This window comes from Bhargavaea sp. GQ12, assembly GCF_059758705.1.
Map to the genome: position 1 here is coordinate 186,968 of NZ_JCAXEU010000003.1, position 23,007 is coordinate 209,974.

A 23,007-nucleotide genomic window follows, 5' to 3' on the forward strand; every position below is an offset into this window, starting at 1 on the left:
GGAGTCAACCGGCGCCTGTTTCTTTCATTTTTTTGCCCCTGATGGCAGAGGTGGATTATTCGCTGATTTTTGCGTTTTCGACGAGGAATTCGATCGTCTTCTTGAAACGGATGTCGTTTTCAAGCATTTCTGTACCGCCGAGGATCTGCTTGATCTGCTCGGTGTCCATGTTGAACTGGCCGGACATTGTCTTGAGCTCTTCCTGGATATCTTCTTCTCCGACAGTCACGCCTTCCGCTTTTGCGATGGCTTCGAGGACGAGGGATACACGCACGCGCGTTTCCGCATCTTCCTTCATCTGTGCACGGAGTGCCGCTTCGTCCTGTCCGGAGAACTGGTAGTACAGGTCGAGTGTCATGCCCTGCTGCTGAAGACGCTGGCCGAATTCCTGGATCATGCGGTCAACTTCGCCTTCTACCATCACTTCAGGAATTTCGATGTCTGCGTTTTTCGCAGCCTGCTCGACAAGCTCATCGCGGAGAGCCGCTTCGGATGCGTCTTTCTTTTCTTGAGCTGTCTGTTCCTTCATCTTGCTGCGCAGCTCGTCAAGGCTTGCAACTTCGCTGTCGATTTCTTTTGCGAACTCATCGTCAAGCTCCGGAAGTTCGCGGGATTTCACTTCATGTACCGTCACTTTGAATGTTGCCGGCTTGCCCGCGAGTTCCGCTGCGTGGTATTCCTCAGGGAAAGATACTTCCACGTCTTTGGATTCGCCTGCTTTTACGCCTGTCAGCTGCTCTTCAAAGCCTGGGATGAAGCTGTTGGATCCGAGTTCAAGCTCGTAGCCTTCCGCTTTTCCGCCTTCAAATGGCTCGCCGTCCGTGAAGCCTTCGAAGTCGATGACAACCGTGTCGCCTTCTGCTGCCGGCTCGTCTTCTTTGATGACGAACTCAGCATTGCCCTGGCGGCGGTCGTTCAGCTGCTCTTCGATTTCTTCGTCAGTGACAGCTGTTTCCTGGCGTTCAACCTCAAGGCCTTTGTACTCGCCGAGCTTGACTTCAGGCTTGACTGTTACGTTCGCTTTGAAGACGACCGGCTGTCCGGCTTCGATCTGTTCGACATCGATTTCCGGCTGTGCAACCGGGTTGATGCCTGCTTCGTCGATTGCGTTTGTGTAGGCCTCAGGCAGGACTGCATCGATTGCATCCTGGTAGAGGGATTCTACGCCGAACATCTGCTCGAAGATTTTGCGCGGAACTTTCCCTTTGCGGAAGCCCGGTACGTTTACTTGCTTGACGACCTTCTTGAATGCCTGATCCAGACCTTTGCTGAATGTTTCTGCCGAAACTTCAAATGTGAGGATACCCTCATTACCTTCTTGCTTTTCCCAATTTACTGCCATGTTTACATACCTCCAGACGATATAATTCGCTTTTTGAGCGCTTGTGTTCACTGGTTTGACAACTTTCTCAGTATAGCACAGATGAGTGCATATTCAAGAATTTCATAGCTGCCGGCCATTGTGGAATAGTTCGATTTTGTTGATGAGGTCTATGACCGGGTGTGCCCCGGCATCTGTACCGTCAAACAGGCTTTCTATATATGTATGGTACGCATCCGCGACCTCCGCCGAGGAGTGCCCGGGCCATTCGAACGGATACGCGGTGAACCGGTAAGTTCGCAGAAGCTGGACGGCGATCTGCTCCTTGGACGGATCCTGTGTAAACAGGTCTTTCAGGATGTCCTCCACCTCTCCGGCTTTCTGCATATCACCGGGACCCGGGAGACGTGCCGGGATGACGGTTTCCCGGACGCCGAACTTTTGTACGGTCACCGGAGAATCATATCCGATTCCCGCAAGAAGGACAAGTGCATACGTCACTACAAGCGGCAGCGCAGACTCATGTTCCACCAGCCCGGCAAGGAAGCCGGACCATTCGGGAAGCTCGCTGTCAGGAACGGATGAAAGGCATTCGTGCTGCTCACCTTCCGGCAAAGCAAGAAATTTTTCCAGATCCGGCGGCCCTTCCGGCGTATCGGGCGGCTCTTCATAGCGGTCAAGGAGCCTCCGGTTCAGGCCCTGAAGATAAACAAACTTTTCCCGGCGCTCCTCCGGAATGATCCCTTCTTCAAGCAGTGCGGAAATCGTGTCCTCCACTTCATCATAGTCCCGGAGCTGAATGCAGATGGACAGATAAAGCTCCATTGCTTCGATGTAGTTGGAAGGACCGGCCTGCAGATACCGTGTCGCGGCCTCTTTGGCTTCCGCGTACTCACGAAGTTCATAAAGCGCGACGGTGAGGGCCCCGAGAAGGCTTGCATGCCCCGGCTCGTAGGAAAGGGCCTGGCGGATGAGGGGGGCCGCCTCATCATAGCGTTCCTCGGAGACCGCGCGCAGGCCATCATCCATCAGCCGTTCGAATGTACCCGGCATCACGATGACCTTGCCGTGTTTTCTGAGCTGGCGTCTCTTCCTGCGCATCAGTCCCACCCCCTTCTTTTCATCAATGATAGCATAGCCGCAAGACGCTGTGCATATGCTTTTGCGTCACGCAAAATCCCATGTAAAACGGTTTCCCGGCCGAAAAACAAAAAGCACCGCCTCCGGCGATGCTTCTGACGTCCCAGGAGGGATTCGAACCCCCGACCGACAGCTTAGAAGGCTGTTGCTCTATCCTGCTGAGCTACTGGGACAAGGAAAAGGCAACCTTCCGGCTGCGCAAGACAAAGATAATTATAGGGTCCTTGCCGATGAAAGTCAACGGCGTTTCTTAAAATCAGTAAAGACAGCTGTATCTGCCACTTTTCCGTCGGGATGAAGGAAGCTGACCGAGACACCGCCGGCCTCCCCTTCGATCACCGCATAAGTTGCCGGACGCCCTGACGGAGGCCTGTGGGTGCTGCCCGGATTCACATAAAGGACGCCGTTCTGCACTTCGGCACCATACAGGTGGGTATGGCCGAACAGGACAATGTCCGCACCGGTTTCTTCTGCCCGATACTGGATGGGCAGCATGCCGGACTTGACCCGCTCCAGATGGCCGTGCGTGACGAGCACCCGGAACTCTCCCGCCTCAAACATCCGATGCTCCTGAAGTCCGTCAGGGTCACAGTTGCCTTTGACCGAGATCATCTGTCCGAGCAGTTCATCATGCGCGGAGAGTTCACTGTCTCCGCAATGGACGAGATGATCCGCGTCAAGCTGCTTGTCCAAAAACTGCCGGACCGTTTTCACGTCACCATGGGAATCGCTCATCACTGCAATCCGCCAAACGGTCATGGCCTTTTCCCGAACACTTCACCGGCTTTTTCTTCAAGCTTGCGGATGGCTTCGCCCCGGTGTGAGACAGCCGCTTTTTCTTCAGGGGTCAGCTGGGCCATCGTCCGTTCTTCTGTCGGCACATAAAAGATTGGATCATAGCCGAACCCGTTTTCCCCTGCCGGTGCCCTCAGGATGCGCCCTTCACATGCCCCTTCGAAAAATCGTGTTTCGGTTCCTGGTGCGGCAATGGCAAGCACGCACACAAAGCGTGCAGTGCGTTCTTCGTCCGGTACTGCAGACAGGTCGGAAAGCAGCTTCTCGATATTCCGTTCATCTGTAGCCCCCTCGCCGCTGTAGCGGGCAGAATAGACACCGGGCTTGCCGTCCAGGGCATCCACGGATAGTCCGCTGTCATCCGCAATCACCATTTTGCCGAGCTGTGCGGCCACCGTCTCGGCCTTGAGTGCGGCATTTTCCCTGAATGTTGTGCCCGTCTCCTCGATATCGAGATCAGGCGCCACGTCGAAAAGTGTCAGAACCCGGATTCCATACGGGGATAACAGCGCTTCAAAATCCTTTGCCTTTCCCCTGTTTTTCGTTGCGATGATCACTTCATTCATCAGAACCTCTCCTTCCGCACGGCATTTGCCGTCTCATCGTATCATAACCGTTCCGGGACGGCGAAAAACCCGAAGCTCCACCGGCTCCGGGCACTTTGCCGCCCAACAATCATCGTTGTGTATTTTTCAGTTCCATTCTTCGCTTCCTGCCTTCTTTCATGCCTGCATGCAGCTTGGACAGCATGCCGGAAAGCAGGACGACTTCCTCTGCCGAAAAGTCGGACAGCACGGCCTGGAGATCCTTCTGCCGTTTTTCGATGACTTCCTGGATGATGCGCTCCCCGTCCTCGAGCAGATGAATCCGGACGACACGGCGATCCTGATCGTCACGCACCCTCTTTACAAGGCGGTTCTTCTCCATCCTGTCAACGAGATCGGTTGTCGTCGAAAAAGCCAGATACATCTTGTTCGACAAGTCGCCGATCGTCATGTCTCCGTGTTCGAGCAGCCATTGCAGTGCCACGAACTGGGGTGGAGTAATCGGATAATTGTCAAGAATCTCCCGACCGCTCTGTTTGATCAGTGCCGAGATATGCCGAAGCTCTTTTTCGACGAACGCGATTTCTTCCCCGTCGTGCTGCAGGTCCTCTCCGTTCAAGCCAGCCATCAACTCACCACTCCCGAAACCGTTTGAATAGTTACATTGTGAACGGTTTCGTGCGGAATGGCAAGTATATTTAGTCAAGCGAGAGTTCCGAAAGCCGGAGAAGCTCGACTATTGCCTGAGCGCGTCCGGATACCCCTAACTTCTGAATGGTGTTTGAAATATGATTCCGGACGGTCTTTTCGCTGATCCCCAGCTTGGCTGCAATTTCTTTCGTTGTGTGATCCTTCACCAACAGCTGGAAGATTTCTCTTTCCCTTCCGGTCAGCAATGAACGATGATGCAGCTCATCCGCCACGTAGCGCCCCTCCCCTCAACTCTTCATCGTAGAGTATGAAGGGACGGGTCCGGCGGTGACGGCGTTTGCCCGGCTTTCGAATGTTTATCGGACGATGGAAGATGCGGCACCGAGTGCATCAAGTGCCTTGTCGGACCAAGGCAGCGGTTTTCCTGTCTTCCTGCTGACCTGGACAATCGTTCCCCGGCCGGTAAATGCAGGCTCCCCGTCAGGGCCGGCCGCCAAGTAATGGATGTCCAGGGAAGTGCTCCCGACCCTTGCCGTTTTGACGTGGATATCCAGTTGCTCATCAAAAAACACCTGTTTCAGGTAATCGCATTGCAGATCTGCGACGACCGTGATTGCGCCCTCCTCCGAATCCAGCCAGTTTTCCATGAGACCGAGATGTTTCAGATATTCGATCCTGGCATGTTCAAAATAAGTGAAGTTGACCGTATTGTTCAGGTGTCCGAACATATCCGTCTCGGAAAAACGGACGGTGACCGGAACCGAAAAGTTGAATCCCTGCTTCCATTCCTCGAAATCTCCGATGTATGATGCCCTCATGATCCTTTTCCTCCAATCAAAATGAATGACTATTCATTCTACTATGATAACAGATGGAGTCCCGGTTGGAAACAGAAGGCATGCCCCTACTATATAAGTCAACGACCGGATGTGACACGGCATGGACGCTCGTTTCGGGCATAAAAAAACCCCCGCATTCCGGACAGGCCGGTGCGGGGGTTGTGCGCAGCATCAGTCGACCATGTGGTCGGAGCCGAAGAAGCGCTTGAAGGAATAAACAGATGCCGCGCGGTTCATCGCAGCGATCGAAGTAGTGAGCGGAATGCCTTTCGGGCAAGCGACCACACAGTTTTGCGAGTTACCGCATTCTGCGAGACCGCCGTCCTGCATAAGGGCATCCAGGCGCTCGTCACGGTTCATCGCGCCTGTCGGGTGCGAGTTGAACAGACGGACTTGAGAAATCAGCGCAGGGCCGATGAAGTTCGTCTTGTCGTTGACGTTCGGGCATGCTTCGAGGCAGACGCCGCAAGTCATGCACTTGGAAAGCTCATATGCCCACTGGCGCTTGCGCTCAGGCATACGCGGGCCTTCTCCGAGGTCATACGTACCGTCGATCGGAACCCATGCTTTGACCTTCTTGAGCGAGTCGAACATGACTTCACGGTCAACGACCAGGTCGCGGACGACCGGGAACGTACGCATCGGTTCAAGCGTGATCGGCTGGGTCAGCTGGTCGACAAGCGCCGTACACGACTGGCGCGGGCGGCCGTTGATGACCATCGAGCAGGCACCGCAGACTTCCTCCAGGCAGTTCATTTCCCATTGGATCGGGGAAGTCTGCTTACCTTCAGTGTTCACCGGGTTCCGGCGGATTTCCATGAGCGCCGAAATGACGTTCATGTTCTGGCGGTAAGGGACTTCGAACGTTTCCCAATAAGGGCTCGATTCCGGGCTATCCTGACGCTGGATTTTAAAGCGGACGGTCTTAGCGGCCGTCGCCTCATTCCGTTCCTTTACAGCAGTTTCAGCCATTGTTATACGTCTCCTTTCGCAGAGATCAGTGCTTCGATGTATAGTCGCGCTTACGCGGCTTGATCAGGGATACATCGACATCGGCATACTCGAACTTCGGTGCGTTGGCGCCGCCGTTGAACGAAGCCATTGTCGTCTTCAGGAACTCTTCATCGTTCCGCTCAGGGAAGTCCGGCTTATAGTGCGCGCCGCGGCTTTCGTCACGGTTAAGTGCTCCGATTGTAATGACCCGTGCCAGGTAAAGCATGTTCTTCAGCTGGCGGGTAAATGCCGCACCCTGGTTGGACCAGCGGGAAGTATCATGGACGTTGATATTTTCGTAGCGTTCGAGGAGTTCCTGGATCTTGTAGTCCGTCTCCTGCAGCTTGTCATTGAAGCGGACGACCGTGACGTTATCGGTCATGATCTCGCCGAGTTCCTTATGAAGGACATAGGCGTTTTCCTTGCCGTCCATCTTCATGATGTCTTCCCACTTCTGCCCTTCCGACTTGATTACGTTATCGTAGATCGTCGAAGATAGGTCTTCGGCATGCTTGTCGAGGCCAGCCATATACTTGACGGCGTTCGGCCCTGCAACCATACCGCCGTATATTGCGGACAGGAGGGAGTTCGCACCAAGACGGTTTGCACCGTGCATGGAGTAGTCCGCTTCACCTGCAGCAAAGAGGCCCGGGATGTTTGTCATCTGGTCATAGTCGACCCAGAGGCCGCCCATCGAGTAGTGGACCGCAGGGAAGATCTTCATCGGCACTTTGCGCGGATCGTCGCCGGTGAATTTCTCATAGATTTCAATGATGCCGCCGAGCTTGATGTCGAGCTCACGGGAATCTTTGTGGGAGAGGTCAAGGTATACCATGTTCTCCCCGTTGACACCGAGCTTCTGGTTAACGCACACATCGAAGATTTCACGAGTCGCGATATCACGCGGTACGAGGTTACCGTAAGCCGGATATTTTTCTTCGAGGAAGTACCAAGGCTTGCCGTCCTTGTAAGTCCATACACGGCCACCTTCGCCGCGTGCCGACTCGGACATGAGACGGAGCTTGTCATCCCCAGGGATTGCCGTCGGGTGAATCTGGATGAACTCGCCGTTCGCGTAGGTTGCGCCCTGCTGATAAGCGATTGCCGCAGCGGAGCCTGTGTTGATGACGGAGTTCGTCGATTTACCGAAGATGATCCCCGGTCCGCCGGTAGCCAGGATCACGGCATCCGAACGGAACGTCTGGATTTCCATCGTTTTCAGGTCCTGCGCAACAACGCCGCGGCAGACACCCTCATCGTCCTGGACGATTCCGAGGAACTCCCAGTTTTCATACTTCTTGACGAGGCCTTCCACTTCAAAGCGTCGGACCTGCTCGTCCAGCGCGTAAAGAAGCTGCTGGCCTGTCGTCGCGCCGGCAAAAGCCGTGCGGTGGTGGAGCGTTCCGCCGAAACGGCGGAAGTCGAGCAGACCTTCAGGAGTCCGGTTGAACATGACGCCCATCCGGTCCATCAGGTGGATGATTCCCGGAGCCGCTTCAGCCATCGCTTTTACAGGAGGCTGGTTCGCCAGGAAGTCACCGCCGTACACGGTGTCATCAAAGTGGATCATAGGGGAATCGCCTTCCCCTTTTGTGTTGACCGCACCGTTGATGCCGCCCTGCGCACAGACGGAGTGGGAACGTTTTACAGGAACGAGGGAGAACAATTCGACAGGTGTGCCTGCTTCGGCAGCCTTAATCGTCGCCATCAGGCCGGCAAGGCCGCCGCCGACGACGATCAACTTGCTTTTCGCCATTCTATCTTTCACTCCTCAGTTAGATCAAAGTAGGTGACACGGGACGCCAGTCATCACACGAATGCGAAGATGGCGCGGATGCCGATCACGGACAGGACGAGGAACAGGCCCATCATGACCAGCGTGGAGATGCGCTGCGAGCGCGGAGACTGAGTGATGCCCCATGTGACGAGGAACGACCAGAAGCCGTTAGCCAGGTGGAACGTTGCTGCAATGACACCAGCCAGGTAGAACGCGATCATAAACGGATTGGCAAAGATGTCCGCCATCATGTCGAAGTCCACTTCGGCGCCAAGCGCCTTCTGGATACGTGTCTGCCAGATGTGCCAAGCGATGAAAACCACGAGGAATACACCTGTGATACGCTGCAGCAGGAACATCCAGTTCCGATATGTACCGTAGCGGTTCGTGTTCGGCTTCGAGGTGAATGCAATGTACAGGCCGAAGAACGCGTGGAACATGAGCGGGATGTAGATGACGATCCACTCAAGCCACAGGACGAAAGGCAAATTGCCCATGAAATCCGACGCAGTGTTGAATGCCTCGACCCCCTGCGTTGCAAAGTGGTTGATCACCAAGTGCTGCGTGAGGAACAGGCCAATCGGGATGATCCCCAGAAGCGAGTGCAGCCGGCGCAAGCCAAAATCAGAATCTCTCATGAAATCTTTTACCCCCCTTAGTACTGACAAACAGGCAGGCAAGGACGCCTCCACCTGGTGGCAGAAGCGGACATTGACTGCTTATTTCATCATGATTACAATAATAAGACATGACCATTGTACTCCTAGAGTAAAGTGAAATCAAGATGACGGTCACATTTTCGACAAAAGCCGCGTCTGCGGTTCCGGGGCAGCTAAAAAAGCTTCCGGCAAAGTTTTCTAACGGAAGAGGCGAACATAAATGGAGTTAAAACCGGATCAGGAAAAAGTGGAACAAGCAGGCCCGACTGCGTTCGGGTATGCCCTATTCCGCGACCATATCCTTCCTTCCGTCCTGGGCAGGCATGAAGAAGAAATCCTCTACTGGGCAGGCAAGGAATTGGCCTCGACATTCCCGTTGTTAGAAATGGATGAAGCACCCGGCTTCTTCCGGGAAGCCGGCTGGGGAGAACTCGCGCAGGAATCATCGGGCAAACGGGAAATCGTCTATATTCTTTCCCCCGATCCGGAACAGGTAAAAAAAGGGGCTCGCTGCTATACGGCGGAAGCCGGATTCCTGGCAGGCCAGTACCAGAAAATCAGTGGCAAGAACTCCGAATGCCGGCCGGAACCCGACCGCAGGCAAGGTGTCGTGAAGCTGATCCTCGCCTGGGAGTAATCTATCAATAGAAAGAGAGGCCGTGCGGCGGAAATTCCTGCCGCGCGGCCTCTTTCTGATCTCAGTCCCATTTCAGCCGGTCATGGACCTGCCGGCTGTACTGCCTGAACGCCGAGCTGTTGGTCTGAAGGCCCTTCTTGGATAGAAGGCTGTTCATCTTTCTCATTTGGCTGTGATAGGCCTGTTCCAGTTCGGTCTTTTCCCCATCCGGAGCCTGTCTGAGACGGCTGCCCAGTTCATTTATCTCCCTCTGAACAAACAGGGCCTCTTCATCATAGCCGCTGTTCTTCAAGATCCTGACGGCCATCCGGATGTCCGCGGGCACATGCTCCAGCTCATCCTTCGGCAACGGTTTGCCCGCTCCCGGAAGATTTTCGAACTTCCCTTCCTCCCGCGCCCTGATGATGGCATCTTCAACGATTCTCCAGTTCATCCCGTCGCTCCTTTTATTCACCGGTCCCGGACGTCTTTTCTCCTTTTTTCTTTTCCTGTTCCTTAAAGTACTCTTCCACTGTTTCCGCGACTGAATGCGGAAGGCCCGCTTCCTTCAGCTCGGCCACCCCCGCCGCCCGGATTTTCTTGACGGATCCGAAATGGCGGAGCAGCTGAGTTTTCCGCTTGGCCCCGACTCCCGGGATTCCGTCCAGCGAGGAAGTAAGGGATTTCGCCCCTCTTCTCTGACGGTGGAAAGTGATGGCAAACCTATGCACTTCATCCTGTATGCGCTGCAGAAGATAGAAGGCTTCACCGGTGCGATTGAGCGGAACGACTTCCGGCGGATCCCCGTAAAGGAGAAGCGCGGTCTGGTGTTTGTCGTCCTTCGCAAGCCCGGCGACCGGGATGTCGAGACCGAGTTCGTCCTCGATCACTTCCCTGGCGGCACTGATCTGCCCTTTTCCGCCATCGATGAGGACCAGATCAGGAAGCGGCAGGTTATCTCGCAGGACACGGACATACCTTCTGCGGACCACCTCTCGCATCGCCCCGTAATCGTCATGGCGTGCCGCCGCTTTAGTCTTGTATTTCCGGTAGCCTTTTTTGTCGGGGCGTCCGTCCACAAATGTGACCATCGCGGAAACTGCCTCTGCCCCGAATGTATGGGAGTTATCGAATGCCTCGATCCGGAGAGGAGCCGCGATGCCCATCGCATCCCCAAGCTGTTCACATGCACCGACCGTGCGCTGTTCCCTCCGCTCGATCAGCTGGAATTTTTCCGAAAGAGCAATCTGTGCGTTTTTCTCCGCAAGCTTAACCATATCTTTTTTCTGGCCCCGCTGAGGCACGGTTACTTTGGTGTCGAGCAGCTGGCTGACAATCCCAAGATCGGTACCTTCCGGGAAAAAGATTTCCTTGGGCTGGAAATGCTCCGGCTTGTCATAGAATGACCCGATGAACGTCAGAAATTCCTCATCGGGATCCCTGTAGATCGGAAAAAGTGAAACGTCCCGCTCGATCAGTTTGCCCTGCCTGATAAAGAATACCTGGACACACATCCATCCTTTATTGACCGCAAACCCGAACACATCCCGGTCGGTCATGTCCGTAGTCGTCATTTTCTGCTTTTCCATGACCGCTTCGATATTGGTAATCTGGTCACGGTATTCCTTTGCACGCTCAAACTCCAACTTTTCCGCGGCTTCCTGCATCTTGCGGGACAGATCATCCTTCACTTCTTTGTATCCGCCGTTCAGGAATCTTGTGATGCCGTTTGTCATCTCCCTGTAGGTCTCGTTGGAAACTTCATTGACGCACGGTGCCAGGCACTGGCCGAGATGGTAATACAGGCAGACCCGGTCAGGCAATGTATTGCATTTGCGGAGCGGGTAAATACGGTCAAGCAGCTTTTTCGTTTCCTGCGCAGCATACGCGTTCGGGTACGGTCCGAAGTATTTACCTTTATCCTTCTTTACTTTACGCGTGACAATCAGGCGGGGATGGCGTTCCCCGGTCAGCTTGATATAGGGATAGGTCTTGTCGTCCTTGAGCATGATGTTGTATTTCGGATCATGCTTTTTGATCAGGTTAAGCTCCAGGATCAGCGCTTCAATATCGGAGGAAGTGACAAAGTATTCAAAGTCCTCGATTTCGCTCACGAGACGCTGCGTTTTGGCATCATGCGAACCCGTGAAGTAGGAGCGGACCCTGTTTTTCAGCACTTTCGCCTTCCCGACATAGATGATCGTGCCTTGCCGGTCCTTCATCAGATAGCAGCCCGGCTGATCGGGCAATATGGCCAATTTCTGGCGGATTGTTTCATTCATATCGTTTCACCTGCCAAAAAAACCGGGTACCTCTGAGGGACCCGGTCAACTTTCTGTTTCTTAAGCGTGCTGCTCGATAAACTGGACAAGCTTTTCCTTCGGATTGAAGCCGACGACCTTGTCGACGATCTCACCGTCTTTGAAAAGAACGAGTGTCGGGATCGACATGATGCCGTATTTGCCGGCAGTCTGCTGGTTCTCATCAACGTCCACCTTGACGATCTGAACTTTGTCACCGATTTCGGCATCCACTTCTTCAAGTACCGGCGCGATCATCTTGCACGGGCCGCACCATGTTGCCCAGAAGTCGACGAGGACGAGCCCGTCGGATACTTTCGTTTGGAAATCTTGATCGGTTGCGTGTTGAATAGCCATTTGATTACCTCCTCATGATTAACCACTCTCGGCTCATTATAGCACCTGCCCAAATGACGGGCGAATGTTCTGCCTGAATCCTGCAGATGTCCGAAGGTGCCTTATCTGCCTGTATCCCCAGTGTTTGTTTACCCGCTTCATCAAAAGCTATTCCGGGGATCGGCCTTAAAAAAGGGGCTGCCCGCAATCGGACAGCCCGCTCATATTATGCGTTGACTTTGAGCTGTTTGATCTCTTCGATCATCATCGGGATGACTTCGAAAAGGTCTCCCACGATGCCATAGTCCGCAACCTTGAAGATGTTGGCTTCAGGGTCTTTGTTGATGGCGACGATGACTTTGGAGTTGGACATTCCCGCCAAATGCTGGATGGCACCGGAGATGCCTGCCGCGATATAAAGGTCCGGTGTGACGACCTTGCCTGTCTGGCCGATCTGGAGCGAGTAGTCGCAGTAGTCAGCGTCACATGCCCCGCGGGATGCGCCGATCGCGCCTCCAAGCAGGTCTGCGAGCTCTTTGAGCGGCTCGAATCCTTCCGCTCCCTTGACGCCGCGGCCGCCTGCCACGATGACTTTCGCCTCGGACATGTCGACACCGTCCGTTGCCTTGGTGACAACATCCTTGACGACGGAGCGCAGGTTCTGGATATCCGCGCTCACGGATGCAACATCACCGGAACGTCCCGCATCCTGTGCGAGCGGCTCGATGTTGTTCGGACGCACAGTGACAAATACAGTGCCTTCGTTGATCTTGACCTTTTCAAACGCCTTACCGGAATAGATTGGGCGGATGAAGACTGCCTCATCGTCTTCCCCCTCGATATCCGTCACGTCGGATACAAGTCCGCTTTGCAGCTTCGCCGCGATTTTCGGCGACAGGTCCTTGCCGAGCGCGGTGTGGCCAAAGACGATCGCTTCCGGATCTTCCTGCTCGTGGACCGCCATGAACGCCTGGCCGTAGCCGTCTGAAGTGTAGTGCTTCAGGTGCGGGTGTTCAACCGCCACGACGCGGTCTGCACCGTACTGAATCATTTCCTGTCCGAGATTCTGGACAGAATCACCGATTAGGACTCCGACGATCTCGCCGCCTCCGGAGATTTTTTTCGCAGCTGCTATCGCTTCAAACGAGACGTTGCGCAGAGCACCGTCGCGTACTTCCCCTAGTACAATCACTTTTTTGGACATAGTTTACCCCTCCTGTATCGAATGTGCCGGTCGGCTCAGATGACTTTCGCTTCGTTGCGGAGCAGCTGGACAAGCTCCTTGACCTGGTCCTGAAGGTCTCCCTCAAGAACACGGCCGGCCTGTTTTTCAGGCGGCAGGAAGACATCGACGCGCTCGACCTTCACTTCGACCTCATCTTCATCGAGATCGATGTCATCAAGTTCAAGCTCTTCAAGCGGCTTCTTCTTGGCCTTCATGATCCCCGGAAGGGACGGATAGCGCGGGTCGTTCAGACCTTGTTGGGCCGTCACGAGAAGAGGCATCTGGGCTTCAATCGTCTCGGAGTCCCCTTCGACATCGCGGACGACAGTCGCCTTGTCCCCGTCAACTTTCAGCTCGGTGATCGTTGTGACATAGTTGATGTCAAGCAGTTCCGCCACACGCGGGCCGACCTGGCCGGAACCGCCGTCGATGGCTACGTTGCCGGCGATGATGAGGTCTGCATCTTTGTCTTTCAGATATTCAGCGATGATGGTCGAAGCACCAAACTCATCCAGCTCGTCAAGGTCGTCCTCGGTGTTGATCAGGACGGCCTTGTCAGCGCCCATCGCAAGTGCCGTGCGCAATTGCTTTTCCGCTTCCTCGGAGCCGATCGTCAGGACAGTCACTTCCCCGCCGTGCTCGTCGCGGACACGGATTGCTTCTTCCACCGCATATTCATCATATGGGTTGATGATGAATTCAGCGCCGTCTTCAGCGATCTGGCCGTTCTGGACAGAGATCTTCTCTTCTGTATCGAATGTGCGTTTTACCAGTGCATAAATGTTCATATTGCCTTCCTCCCCTTCGTGTCAATTACTTTCCTTTGAATACAGGTTTCCGCTTCTCGAGGAATGCGCTGATGCCTTCCTTCGCATCCTCCGATGCAAAGACTTCGCCGAACGACTCAGCCTCCGCCTTTACTCCGTCATGGAAGCCGGCATGCTTGCCATATTGAAGCATGTGTAGTGCAGCGCGGACGGATACCGGGCTCTTTTCCGCAATTTTCCTTGCGATATCGAGTGTACCGTCGAGCAGCTCTTCCTCGCCGAAAGCCCGGTTGGCCAATCCTGCCGAGACAGCTTCCTCGCCAGAGATCGGGTCCGAAGTCAGCATCATTTCCGCGGCTTTTGCCGGGCCGACGTAGCGCGGCAGTCGCTGTGTGCCGGCAAACCCCGGAATCAGCCCGAGCTGAAGTTCAGGCAGACCGAGTTTTGCACCCGGAGTGACGAACCGCATATGGCAAGCCATAGCCAGTTCGAGCCCTCCGCCAAGCGCCGCTCCGTGGATTGCGGCTATGACCGGCTTCGGGAAGTTTTCAAGCCGTTCGAATACTTCCTGGCCATTTCCTGCCAGCTTGGTGAAGCCGGCCGCATCTGGAACTTCCGTGAATTCCTTAATATCTGCGCCCGCCGAGAAGAAACGGCCTTCGCCGTGCAGCACGACCACCCGGACATCATCATCATGCTCGACGAGATCCAGGAGTTCGCCCACTTCCTTGACCAATCCTTTTGAAAGCGCATTCGCAGGCGGCCTGTTTATGGCAGCCAGCGCGATTCCGTCTTCCTTTGTCACTTTCAAGAATTCCACTGTCCACTCATCCCCCTTACTTGGCTTTCATGCCTTTCATGAGCAGCCTATGTACATCCGGCGCAAGTTTAATTAAATCATATTTCTGATCATTCATCACCCATGTGGTGGAAATTTCATCGATGGTGCCGAATACCATCTGCCTGGCGAGCCGGATATCCATTCCTTTTTCAAACTCCCCCCGATCGATCCCTTCCTGCAGGATCCGGTCGAGCATGGCCAGATAGTCTTTCAGGACGCCGTTGATCTTTAACCTCAGGTCCTTGTTGGACTGTCTGAGTTCCAGCTGTGTGACGATCGCGAGATGCCGGTCTGAATAAAGCACGCGAAAATGGTTATCGATCATCCGGAATAGCTTATCTTCCGATGACATCTGCCCGTCTTCGAGTACGGGCCTGAGGTTATCCATGAAGATCGCCATCTTTTCACGGAAAACCGAGACGAGAATGTCTTCTTTGTTCTTGAAATACAAATAAATGGTCCCGTCGGCCACTCCCGCCTGCTTGGCGATTTTGGATACCTGAGCCTGGTGGTACCCGTTCTCCGCAATCGCGATCACGGCTGCATCCACTATCTGTCCATATTTCGGCTTATTCCGATTCAAAGGGTTCACCACCAAATAAAAAAGAAATATGAATGACGATTCATTCATATTTCTATATTATTCTCTGTTCGATTGGATGTCAAGCCGTGTTCAGGAGATTACCTTTTCTTCTTCCAGTTTCTTTTTCTCTTCATCAATCAGGGAACGGCGAAGGATTTTTCCGACTGCGGTTTTTGGAAGTTCGTCACGGAACTCGTATAGTTTCGGCACTTTATAGGCGGCGAGGCTCTTCCGGCAATGCTCGTTCAGCACTTCCTCCGTCAGCCCTGCACCTTCCTTTTTCACGATATATGCCTTGACGGTTTCCCCGCGGTACGGATCCGGGACCCCTGCGACGACGCACTCGGCAACATCCGGATGTTCATAAAGGACTTCTTCGACTTCCCTCGGATAGACATTATATCCGCTTGCGATGATCATGTCTTTTTTGCGGTCAACCACGTAGAAGTATCCGTCCCCGTCCATATAGCCGAGATCTCCGGTAAGCAGCCAGCCGTCTTTCAGGGTTGCGGCAGTTTCATCAGGACGGTTCCAGTACCCCTTCATCACCTGCGGGCCGCGAACTGCAATTTCCCCTACTTCACCCTGCTCTGCAGGCTCCGTCGTCCCTGCCTTGAACACCGCCGCTTCCGTGTCCGGCCAAGGAAGGCCGATCGAGCCTTTTTTCCTTTCCCCGTCCCAGATCAGGTTTGAGTGTGTCACCGGGGATGATTCGGAAAGTCCGTATCCTTCAACCAGCTTGCCTTTCGTGATTTTTTCAAACTGGGTCTGGATGTCCACCGGAAGTGGAGCGGAACCGCTCAGGCATGCTTTGATTGATGACAGGTCATACTTGCCGATATCCGGATGGTTCAGCAGGCCGATATAAATGGTCGGCGCTCCCGGGAACAGGGTCGGCGACTGCTTGTCGATCAGTTTCAGGACAGTCTCAGGATCGAACTTAGGCACGAGCACCATTTTGTTCCCCTGGCTAACTGACAGCACCAGCACTGTCGTCATCCCATACACGTGGAAGAACGGCAGGATTCCGAGTACCACTTCTTCACCCGGTTCGCATTTGTACATCCAGGCTTCGCACATCACCGTGTTCGCAATGAGATTCCTGTGGGTGAGCATGACGCCTTTTGGTGAACCGGTGGTGCCGCCAGTGTACTGAAGAAGCGCAAGATCGTCCTGATCAATGTCCTGAAGTCCGATTCGCTCAGCCTGTGTCCGCTTCATGATCTCGGTGAAAAGATGATTGCGGCCGCGATGCTCGACCTTGACCGTCATGCCGTATTCCCGCTTCTGCACAAACGGGTAAAGGACGTTTTTCGGGAAAGGGAGATAATCTTTGATTCCCGTGACGATGACATTATCCAATTCCGTCTCGCCGATGACCTTGGAAACCCTCGGGAACAGGATATCCAGAGTGAGGATCACTTTGGCGCCGGAATCATTCATCTGGTACGCGAGCTCTTTTTCCGTATAAAGAGGGTTTGTCTGGACCACGACGCCGCCTGCATACAGGATGCCATAGAACGCAATGACATTCTGCGGACAGTTCGGAAGCATGATCGCCACACGGTCACCCTTGCCGATTCCAAGCCCCTTCAGGTAATTCCCGAACTTAAGTGCGGATTCGTACAGCTCCTCGTAGCTTACTTGCCTGCCGAGAAAATGGATGGCCGTTTTTTCCGGATACTTGGATGCCGAACGGGTCAGGCCGTCCTGGAGCGGTTCATCAGGGTAATCGAGTGTCGGCGGAATTCCTTCGGGATAGTTCTTGAGCCATGGTTTTTCCGTCATGATCAGACCCCTTCCTTAGAATCGTTAGAAAATTCCTATTACTATCTTACCTTATGATGAATGCGCTTTCAACAATCAATGAAAAAAGACGCAGGTTTCCCCGCGCCTTTGTGGATAGATGGCCTGCCGTGCTTTTTGCACGCGGATTTATACAAAACCCGTTTCAGAAAAACAGCCACCAGATGCCGACGATGAGGAAGCCGGCGCATAAAACCAGCAATAACTTCGCCAGTTTGATCATGTCCATACCATTGTACCGCCTTTCGGGACGGATCCGGAAATCAGGTGATGCTTGCAGCGATGACATAGCTCAGCCCGACCGAGATGATAAGGGAGATGAGTCCCACTGCCCGGTTGCCGTTTCCGATTTCTTCGTCCACATTGAACCGGGGGGTCAGGAACTCAAAAAGCCAGTAGGCCATGATGAGGAGGAAAAAGCCGAATCCTCCCCACGCGAGCATCTCAGGCAGCGAAGAGTGCTGCTGGATGGAATGGCGGAAGATGTTCGCCACTCCAAAAATTTTACCGCCTGTCGCAAGCGCGACCGCCACATTTCCGTTTTTGATCTCTTCCCAATTCTTATATTTCGTCACGACTTCAAATATCACCATTGATAAGACCAGGCAGAGGACCGTGACGCTGAAATAACCGGTGGTCTCCACTAGCGGGTGTGACCAGAAGCTTGATAGCAGCATTCCGTTTGCTCCTTTGCTGTTTAAATACCTATACGGAAAACAGACGGTGAAGTTTCATCTCTGGGGGAAATAAAGTTTACCCCGGTCTTTTTCCTATATGGGTTATTTCAGCTCGACCACGGTGACACCGTACCCGCCTTCGCCCGCTTCACCGAATCGAAAGCTCTTGACTCTCGGATGGCGGCGGAGGAACTTCTGGATTCCTTCACGGAGCGCACCAGTGCCCTTTCCGTGAATGATCGATACACGCGGATAGTTGGCGAGCAGCGCATCATCAATGTATTTCTCTGCCCTGCCGATGGCATCCTCGTAACGTTCACCGCGGAGGTCAAGTTCCAGCTTCACACCGGAACCTGACCGTCCCCGGACCGAATTGACACTGACTGTTTCCTTTTCTTTTTCCGGCTTGATGTACTCCAGGTCGGATTCATCGATTTTCATCTTCAGGATTCCAAGCTGGACCATCCATTCGCCGTCCGACATCTTCTCAACAAGCGAACCCTTTTGCCCGTAGCTGAGCACTTTGACTTCGTCTCCGGTACGGAACTCCCTTTTGGCTGGCTTCGCCTTCTGCTTCGGCTTCTTTGCGATTTCCTCTTCAGGAACAGCACCTTCAAGCCGTTTTTTCGCATCGATGAGCTCATGCTCTTTGACCGATGCGCCGGCATTCAGCCGGAGTGCACGAAGCTCTGAAATAACCGTTTCCGCTTCCCTGCGCGCATCCTCAACAATCTTCTTCGCTTTTTCCCTGGCCTTCTGCTCAAGAGTTTCCTTTTTTGATTCATATTCGGAAAGCCTGACCTCAAGCTGTTCTTTGAGGGTTTCGGATTCCTCGAGCACACGGGCTGTTTCCTCTGCATCTTTTTCAGCCTGCACACGGCTGGCTTCCAGAGAAGTGATCATCGTCTCCACCTCGTTCCGGTTTTCACCGGTAAACGTCTCGGCGTGGCGGATGATCCGGTCCGGCAGTCCCAGGCGGCTGGAAATTTCGAACGCGTTGCTTCGGCCGGGAACCCCGATCAGGAGCCGGTAAGTCGGGCTCAGTGTCTCAACGTCGAATTCAACACTTGCATTGACGACTCCCGGACGGTTGTATCCATAGGCCTTCAGCTCGGGGTAATGGGTGGTCGCCATGACCCTGGCCCCCCGGCCGTGGACTTCATCCAGAATGGCGATGGCGAGCGCCGCTCCTTCCTGGGGGTCGGTTCCGGAACCGAGCTCATCAAACAGGACGAGAGATTCGGAATCGAACTTATGAAGGATGTCTACAATGTTGACCATATGTGAAGAAAACGTACTGAGGCTCTGTTCGATGGATTGCTCGTCACCGATATCTGCGAAGACGTCCTTGAAAACGGCCATCTCCGAACCGTCCAGTGCGGGAATCGGTATGCCCGCCTGGGTCATGAGAGTGCAAAGGCCGACAGTCTTCAGGGTGACGGTCTTACCGCCCGTGTTCGGACCGGTGATGACGATGGCCGTCGTCTCCCTGCCGAACTCGATCGTGTTCGGGACGGCTTCCTCCCTCGTCAAAAACGGATGGCGCCCTTTGACGAGTCGGATGTAGCCCTCATCGTTGACTTTCGGGACTGTCGCTTTATGTGCCATTCCGTACTTCGCCTTGGCCAGCACAGCATCCATATCACCCAAAATGCGGACCAGTACAAACAGCTCATGGGCATGTTCCTGTACATGTCCGCTCAGTTCTCGGAGGATGCGTTCGATCTCTTCCTTTTCCTTGGCCTTCAGCTGGCGGATTTCGTTGTTCGCATGAACGACCGCATCCGGCTCGATGAACAATGTCTGTCCAGAGGAAGACTGATCGTGGACGATCCCGCCAAAATGCGTCCGGTACTCCTGCTTTACAGGGATGACATATCGGTCGTTCCGGATGGTGACGATCGAATCGGACAGCATCTTCGAATTGTTCCGGGTATACTGCTCCAGCTTTTCGCGAACCCGGCCTTCCTGTGTCCGGAGCTGCTGCCGGATGGAACGCAGTGCTGACGATGCGCTGTCCAGCACCTTGCCGTTCTCGTCGATGCAGGCATTGATTTCATGCTCCAGTGCGGTCAGGACGGGCATTTCTTCCTTTTTTGCAAGGAACAGCGGGATCTCAATCTCACCTTCTTCAGAGATCGCCTCAAGGAACTGGCGGAGGATGCGGCCGGCACGAATTGTGCTCGCCGTTTCCATCAGTTCACCGGCCCCAAGCGTGCCGCCGGCCTGCGCGCGCTTGGCGTACATCCGGATGTCGAACAGTCCGCCCATCGGAACGTTTCCGCGGACGCGGTAGATGGCCAGCGCTTCGTCCGTCTCTTCGAGGAGCGAGCGGACATTTTCGATGTCATCCGAAGGGACCAACTCCCCGATCCGCGCCCGTCCGAGTGCAGATGTGCAATGGCCGGTCACTTCTGAGCGGATTTTATCAAATTCAAGTGTTTTCAGGACCCGGGCCTCCATGTGCCCCACTTCCTTTCAGATCAAGTCTGTCTATTGTTTCATTACTTCCTGCCGAGGTGTGACAGGAACCGGTCGAGTGTCCATGTATTGACGATCATATCGCGATCCAGCCATGCACGCTGCGCGTAGCGCACTCCGGTTTCCATATAGGACAGCTGCCCCACACTGTGCGCATCCGTATTGATCGCGATGGGCACGCCCTTTTCCGCGGCGAGCGCAAGCCATTCTTCGGCGAGGTCCAGCCGGTACGGATTGGCATTCAGCTCGAGGATCTTGCCGTACTCGGCCGCCCACTCGATCAGCTGTGCCACATCGGGCGAGTAACCGTCACGGCGTCCGATGATGCGGCCTGTCGGGTGTGCGATCATATCAACGTGCGGGTTTGAAATCGCCGCGTGGAGGCGCTCCATGATTTTTTCCTGCGGCTGGCTGAAATTCGAGTGGATCGAGGCGATGACGAAGTCCAGTTCAGAGAGCAGTTCATCGTCAAAATCCAGTGATGCATCCGGAAGAATGTCCATCTCTGTTCCGCAAAGCACCGTGATGCCGTCCAATTCCGCATCCACCGCGCGAACTTCACGGATCTGATCGCGTAGGCGTTCAGGCGTCAATCCGTTTGCCACACGCAGATACCTGGAATGGTCGGTGATAACGATGTGGCTGTAGCCGAGTTCGCGGCAAGCTTCCGCCATCTCACGGACCGATTCCGCTCCGTCCGACCAGACCGTATGCATATGAAGGTCCGAACGGATGTCATCCGGCCGGACCAGCGTCTCCAGTTCATCCGCCCGTTCCAGTTCCGTCCCGTCTTTTCGTACGGTTGGCGGGATAAACGGCAGGCCGAAATGCGCAAAGAAGCTTTCCTCCGAATCAAATGTCAGGACACTGCCGTCTTCTTGCTCCACTCCGTATTCACTGATCTTCTCGCCGCGCTCTTTTGCGATCTGGCGCATCCGGACATTATGGTCCTTCGATCCGGTAAAGTGATGGATGGCACTCGCAAACTGTTCTTCCGAAACAAAGCGAAAATCCACATCCACCGGCTCATCTGCGTTGACGGTGACTGACAGTTTAGCTTCTCCGGAAGCATCGGTGCCAATGACAGGAAGCGCTCCTGCCAGCGCTGCATTGACCTGATCCGGTTTTTTTGTGACGATGATAAAGTCCAGGTCACTGCTCATTTCGGCTGTCCGGCGGTAGCTGCCTGTCACCATATAACGTTCCGCTTCGGGGATTGAGTCCAGCACGGTTTCGATCATCCGGACGACGGGTTCCAGCTGCCAGTGCGGCAGCTTGTCCGGTCGCTGCCCGAATGTCTCGAGCTCAGCCAGGATTTTTTCTTCCGTCTTCTTTCCGAAGCCGGAGAGTTTGCTGACCTCCCCTGCCTCGCATGCCGCCCTGAGCGATTCAGCGGAGTCGATGCCGAGCTCACCGCGCAGCTTGGCAATTTTCTTTCCGCCGAGGCCGGGGATTTTCAGGAGCGGGATCAGGCCGTCCGGAACCTGTTCGCGGAGCTCTCCCAGAAGCTCCGATTCCCCTTTTTCCAGCAGGTCGGTGATCACCGCGCCGGTGCCTTTTCCGATCCCTTTCAGAGACAGGATATCATCCATTTCGGCAAGGCTGCGCGGATCCTGCTCAAGTACACCGGCAGCTTTACGGAATGCTCCTACCTTGAATGGGTTTTCGCCCAGCAGTTCCATGTGGAGCGCAATCTCTTCAAGCGTCTTGATGATGATTTTCTTATTCACCGCTATCATTCCCCTTTCGGATAAAAAGCTTCCCTCATCGGAAGGGAAGCTCTCATTTTGTATAGATGTACCACCAGTTTTTCACCATTTCAGAAATCACGGGTGTATGTTTCAGCATCGCTCCGGATAGAAGCGATGAATCGATCAGGTTCTGGATTGCCGCAATCGGCACCATTGCAACGATATAAAGAATGAAAAAAAGGATCAGGTAAAATTCCAGGAACCCGAGTGCCGCACCCGCGAAGGAATTGACCGTTCCGAGCACCGGAAGGTATTTCAGGAAATCAAAAGCCGACGCAATCAGATGCAATACCAGCTTCACAGCCAGGAAGATGAATACAAATGCGAGCAGGCGATAGAACGTCTGGTCGAAATCGATGCTTCCGAATGCGATCCGGAGCGAGTTCCCCGCCTCTACTGCCGGATACGGAATCCAGAGCACGAACTTTTCGGCGAGCGGCTTATAATACTTCCACGCGACAATCAGCGCGATGATGATGCCGGTCATATGTAGAAGCTGGACAATCAGGCCCCGTTTGTAGCCCGCCACGAGACCGCCCAGAAGAACAATCAGTATGATTAAATCAAGCATGCACGTGTCAGCCCTTCAGTTGGTTCAATTCGTTTTCAAGTTCTTCGATCCGCTCTTTGAGCTTGATCGAGTCATTGACCATATTTAGTGCGGTCAGCACCGCGATTTTCGGTGTATCCAAAGAACGGTTCTTCGATGAGATCTCGCGCATCATATCATCCACGAGTGAAGCGACGAGCCGCATATGTCCGACAGACTCTTTTCCTACCATCTGGTATGTCTGTCCATAGATATCGACGGACACACGGTTTTTTTCCGGTTCAGCCACTCCCGCCACCTCCTTGAAAAATCCCATACACCATATTACCATGAAAAGGCTTGCCGTGTGTAGGT

Annotated in this window: 24 protein-coding genes and 1 tRNA gene; 1 reads left to right on the forward strand and 24 read right to left on the reverse strand. The window is 54.2% G+C overall.

Going from position 1 to position 23,007, the window contains the following annotated elements; translation table 11 throughout:
* Window positions 1-55: 55 nt before the first annotated feature.
* From tig to AC6CHQ_RS04415, 11 genes are all read right to left on the reverse strand, one after another.
* Window positions 56-1,342, reverse strand: a complete 1,287-nt coding sequence (gene tig, locus AC6CHQ_RS04365; protein ID WP_498080959.1) for a trigger factor — start codon at window positions 1,340-1,342, stop codon at window positions 56-58.
* Window positions 1,343-1,444: 102 nt separating this feature from the next.
* Window positions 1,445-2,422, reverse strand: coding sequence for a tetratricopeptide repeat protein (locus tag AC6CHQ_RS04370; RefSeq protein WP_092051462.1), 978 nt, complete (start codon window positions 2,420-2,422; stop codon window positions 1,445-1,447).
* Between the two features lie 138 nt (window positions 2,423-2,560).
* A tRNA-Arg gene (locus tag AC6CHQ_RS04375) sits at window positions 2,561-2,634 on the reverse strand.
* A gap of 64 nt (window positions 2,635-2,698) precedes the next feature.
* Window positions 2,699-3,196, reverse strand: coding sequence for a metallophosphoesterase (locus AC6CHQ_RS04380; RefSeq protein ID WP_498080960.1), 498 nt, complete (start codon window positions 3,194-3,196; stop codon window positions 2,699-2,701).
* Window positions 3,197-3,216: 20 nt separating this feature from the next.
* A complete protein-coding gene (locus AC6CHQ_RS04385) occupies window positions 3,217-3,822 on the reverse strand; it encodes an XTP/dITP diphosphatase (protein ID WP_498080961.1) in 606 nt (201 codons plus the stop codon).
* 109 nt (window positions 3,823-3,931) lie between these two features.
* Entirely contained in the window at window positions 3,932-4,429 is a 498-nt protein-coding gene (locus AC6CHQ_RS04390) for a MarR family winged helix-turn-helix transcriptional regulator (RefSeq protein WP_092051470.1), read from the reverse strand.
* Window positions 4,430-4,499: 70 nt separating this feature from the next.
* Window positions 4,500-4,724, reverse strand: coding sequence for a helix-turn-helix domain-containing protein (locus AC6CHQ_RS04395; RefSeq protein ID WP_092051473.1), 225 nt, complete (start codon window positions 4,722-4,724; stop codon window positions 4,500-4,502).
* 84 nt (window positions 4,725-4,808) lie between these two features.
* A complete protein-coding gene (locus tag AC6CHQ_RS04400; RefSeq protein WP_092051476.1) occupies window positions 4,809-5,270 on the reverse strand; it encodes an acyl-CoA thioesterase in 462 nt (153 codons plus the stop codon).
* Between the two features lie 192 nt (window positions 5,271-5,462).
* Window positions 5,463-6,263, reverse strand: a complete 801-nt coding sequence (gene sdhB, locus AC6CHQ_RS04405; protein ID WP_092051480.1) for a succinate dehydrogenase iron-sulfur subunit — start codon at window positions 6,261-6,263, stop codon at window positions 5,463-5,465.
* A 25-nt stretch (window positions 6,264-6,288) separates the two neighbouring features.
* Complete coding sequence (gene sdhA, locus AC6CHQ_RS04410; RefSeq protein WP_251238534.1) at window positions 6,289-8,040, reverse strand: succinate dehydrogenase flavoprotein subunit; 1,752 nt, start codon at window positions 8,038-8,040, stop codon at window positions 6,289-6,291.
* A gap of 53 nt (window positions 8,041-8,093) precedes the next feature.
* Entirely contained in the window at window positions 8,094-8,699 is a 606-nt protein-coding gene (locus AC6CHQ_RS04415) for a succinate dehydrogenase cytochrome b558 subunit (protein WP_498080962.1), read from the reverse strand.
* A gap of 241 nt (window positions 8,700-8,940) precedes the next feature.
* Here AC6CHQ_RS04415 and AC6CHQ_RS04420 point away from each other — a divergent pair, with 241 nt between their 5' ends.
* On the forward strand, window positions 8,941-9,357 hold the full coding sequence (locus AC6CHQ_RS04420) for a DUF2507 domain-containing protein (protein ID WP_498080963.1): 417 nt from the start codon (window positions 8,941-8,943) through the stop codon (window positions 9,355-9,357).
* 61 nt (window positions 9,358-9,418) lie between these two features.
* Here AC6CHQ_RS04420 and AC6CHQ_RS04425 read toward each other — a convergent pair whose 3' ends face one another.
* From AC6CHQ_RS04425 to zapA, 13 genes are all read right to left on the reverse strand, one after another.
* The gene (locus AC6CHQ_RS04425; protein WP_498080964.1) at window positions 9,419-9,790 is read right to left on the reverse strand and encodes a DnaJ family domain-containing protein; all 372 of its coding nucleotides are present in this window, start codon (window positions 9,788-9,790) and stop codon (window positions 9,419-9,421) included.
* Between the two features lie 13 nt (window positions 9,791-9,803).
* Window positions 9,804-11,618 carry an excinuclease ABC subunit UvrC gene (gene uvrC / locus AC6CHQ_RS04430; protein WP_498080965.1) on the reverse strand — a complete coding sequence of 605 codons (1,815 nt, stop codon included), beginning with the start codon at window positions 11,616-11,618 and terminating at the stop codon, window positions 9,804-9,806.
* 60 nt (window positions 11,619-11,678) lie between these two features.
* A complete protein-coding gene (gene trxA / locus AC6CHQ_RS04435; RefSeq protein ID WP_008301163.1) occupies window positions 11,679-11,993 on the reverse strand; it encodes a thioredoxin in 315 nt (104 codons plus the stop codon).
* A gap of 205 nt (window positions 11,994-12,198) precedes the next feature.
* Window positions 12,199-13,176, reverse strand: a complete 978-nt coding sequence (locus AC6CHQ_RS04440; protein WP_251238530.1) for an electron transfer flavoprotein subunit alpha/FixB family protein — start codon at window positions 13,174-13,176, stop codon at window positions 12,199-12,201.
* A 35-nt stretch (window positions 13,177-13,211) separates the two neighbouring features.
* On the reverse strand, window positions 13,212-13,985 hold the full coding sequence (locus AC6CHQ_RS04445) for an electron transfer flavoprotein subunit beta/FixA family protein (RefSeq protein WP_251238529.1): 774 nt from the start codon (window positions 13,983-13,985) through the stop codon (window positions 13,212-13,214).
* 25 nt (window positions 13,986-14,010) lie between these two features.
* Window positions 14,011-14,784, reverse strand: coding sequence for an enoyl-CoA hydratase (locus tag AC6CHQ_RS04450; protein WP_498080966.1), 774 nt, complete (start codon window positions 14,782-14,784; stop codon window positions 14,011-14,013).
* Window positions 14,785-14,800: 16 nt separating this feature from the next.
* Entirely contained in the window at window positions 14,801-15,388 is a 588-nt protein-coding gene (gene fadR / locus AC6CHQ_RS04455) for a fatty acid metabolism transcriptional regulator FadR (protein WP_251238527.1), read from the reverse strand.
* 90 nt (window positions 15,389-15,478) lie between these two features.
* Window positions 15,479-17,176, reverse strand: coding sequence for a long-chain-fatty-acid--CoA ligase (locus AC6CHQ_RS04460; protein ID WP_285858585.1), 1,698 nt, complete (start codon window positions 17,174-17,176; stop codon window positions 15,479-15,481).
* Between the two features lie 281 nt (window positions 17,177-17,457).
* Window positions 17,458-17,871 carry a DUF350 domain-containing protein gene (locus tag AC6CHQ_RS04465; RefSeq protein WP_092051513.1) on the reverse strand — a complete coding sequence of 138 codons (414 nt, stop codon included), beginning with the start codon at window positions 17,869-17,871 and terminating at the stop codon, window positions 17,458-17,460.
* A gap of 102 nt (window positions 17,872-17,973) precedes the next feature.
* Window positions 17,974-20,334 (reverse strand): endonuclease MutS2, encoded by a 2,361-nt coding sequence (locus tag AC6CHQ_RS04470; RefSeq protein ID WP_251238526.1) that lies wholly within the window; start codon window positions 20,332-20,334, stop codon window positions 17,974-17,976.
* Between the two features lie 41 nt (window positions 20,335-20,375).
* Entirely contained in the window at window positions 20,376-22,091 is a 1,716-nt protein-coding gene (polX, locus tag AC6CHQ_RS04475) for a DNA polymerase/3'-5' exonuclease PolX (RefSeq protein ID WP_251238525.1), read from the reverse strand.
* A 43-nt stretch (window positions 22,092-22,134) separates the two neighbouring features.
* Complete coding sequence (locus AC6CHQ_RS04480; protein ID WP_251238524.1) at window positions 22,135-22,674, reverse strand: CvpA family protein; 540 nt, start codon at window positions 22,672-22,674, stop codon at window positions 22,135-22,137.
* A 7-nt stretch (window positions 22,675-22,681) separates the two neighbouring features.
* Window positions 22,682-22,942 (reverse strand): cell division protein ZapA, encoded by a 261-nt coding sequence (gene zapA, locus AC6CHQ_RS04485; RefSeq protein WP_092051525.1) that lies wholly within the window; start codon window positions 22,940-22,942, stop codon window positions 22,682-22,684.
* Between the last annotated feature and the right edge of the window lie 65 nt (window positions 22,943-23,007).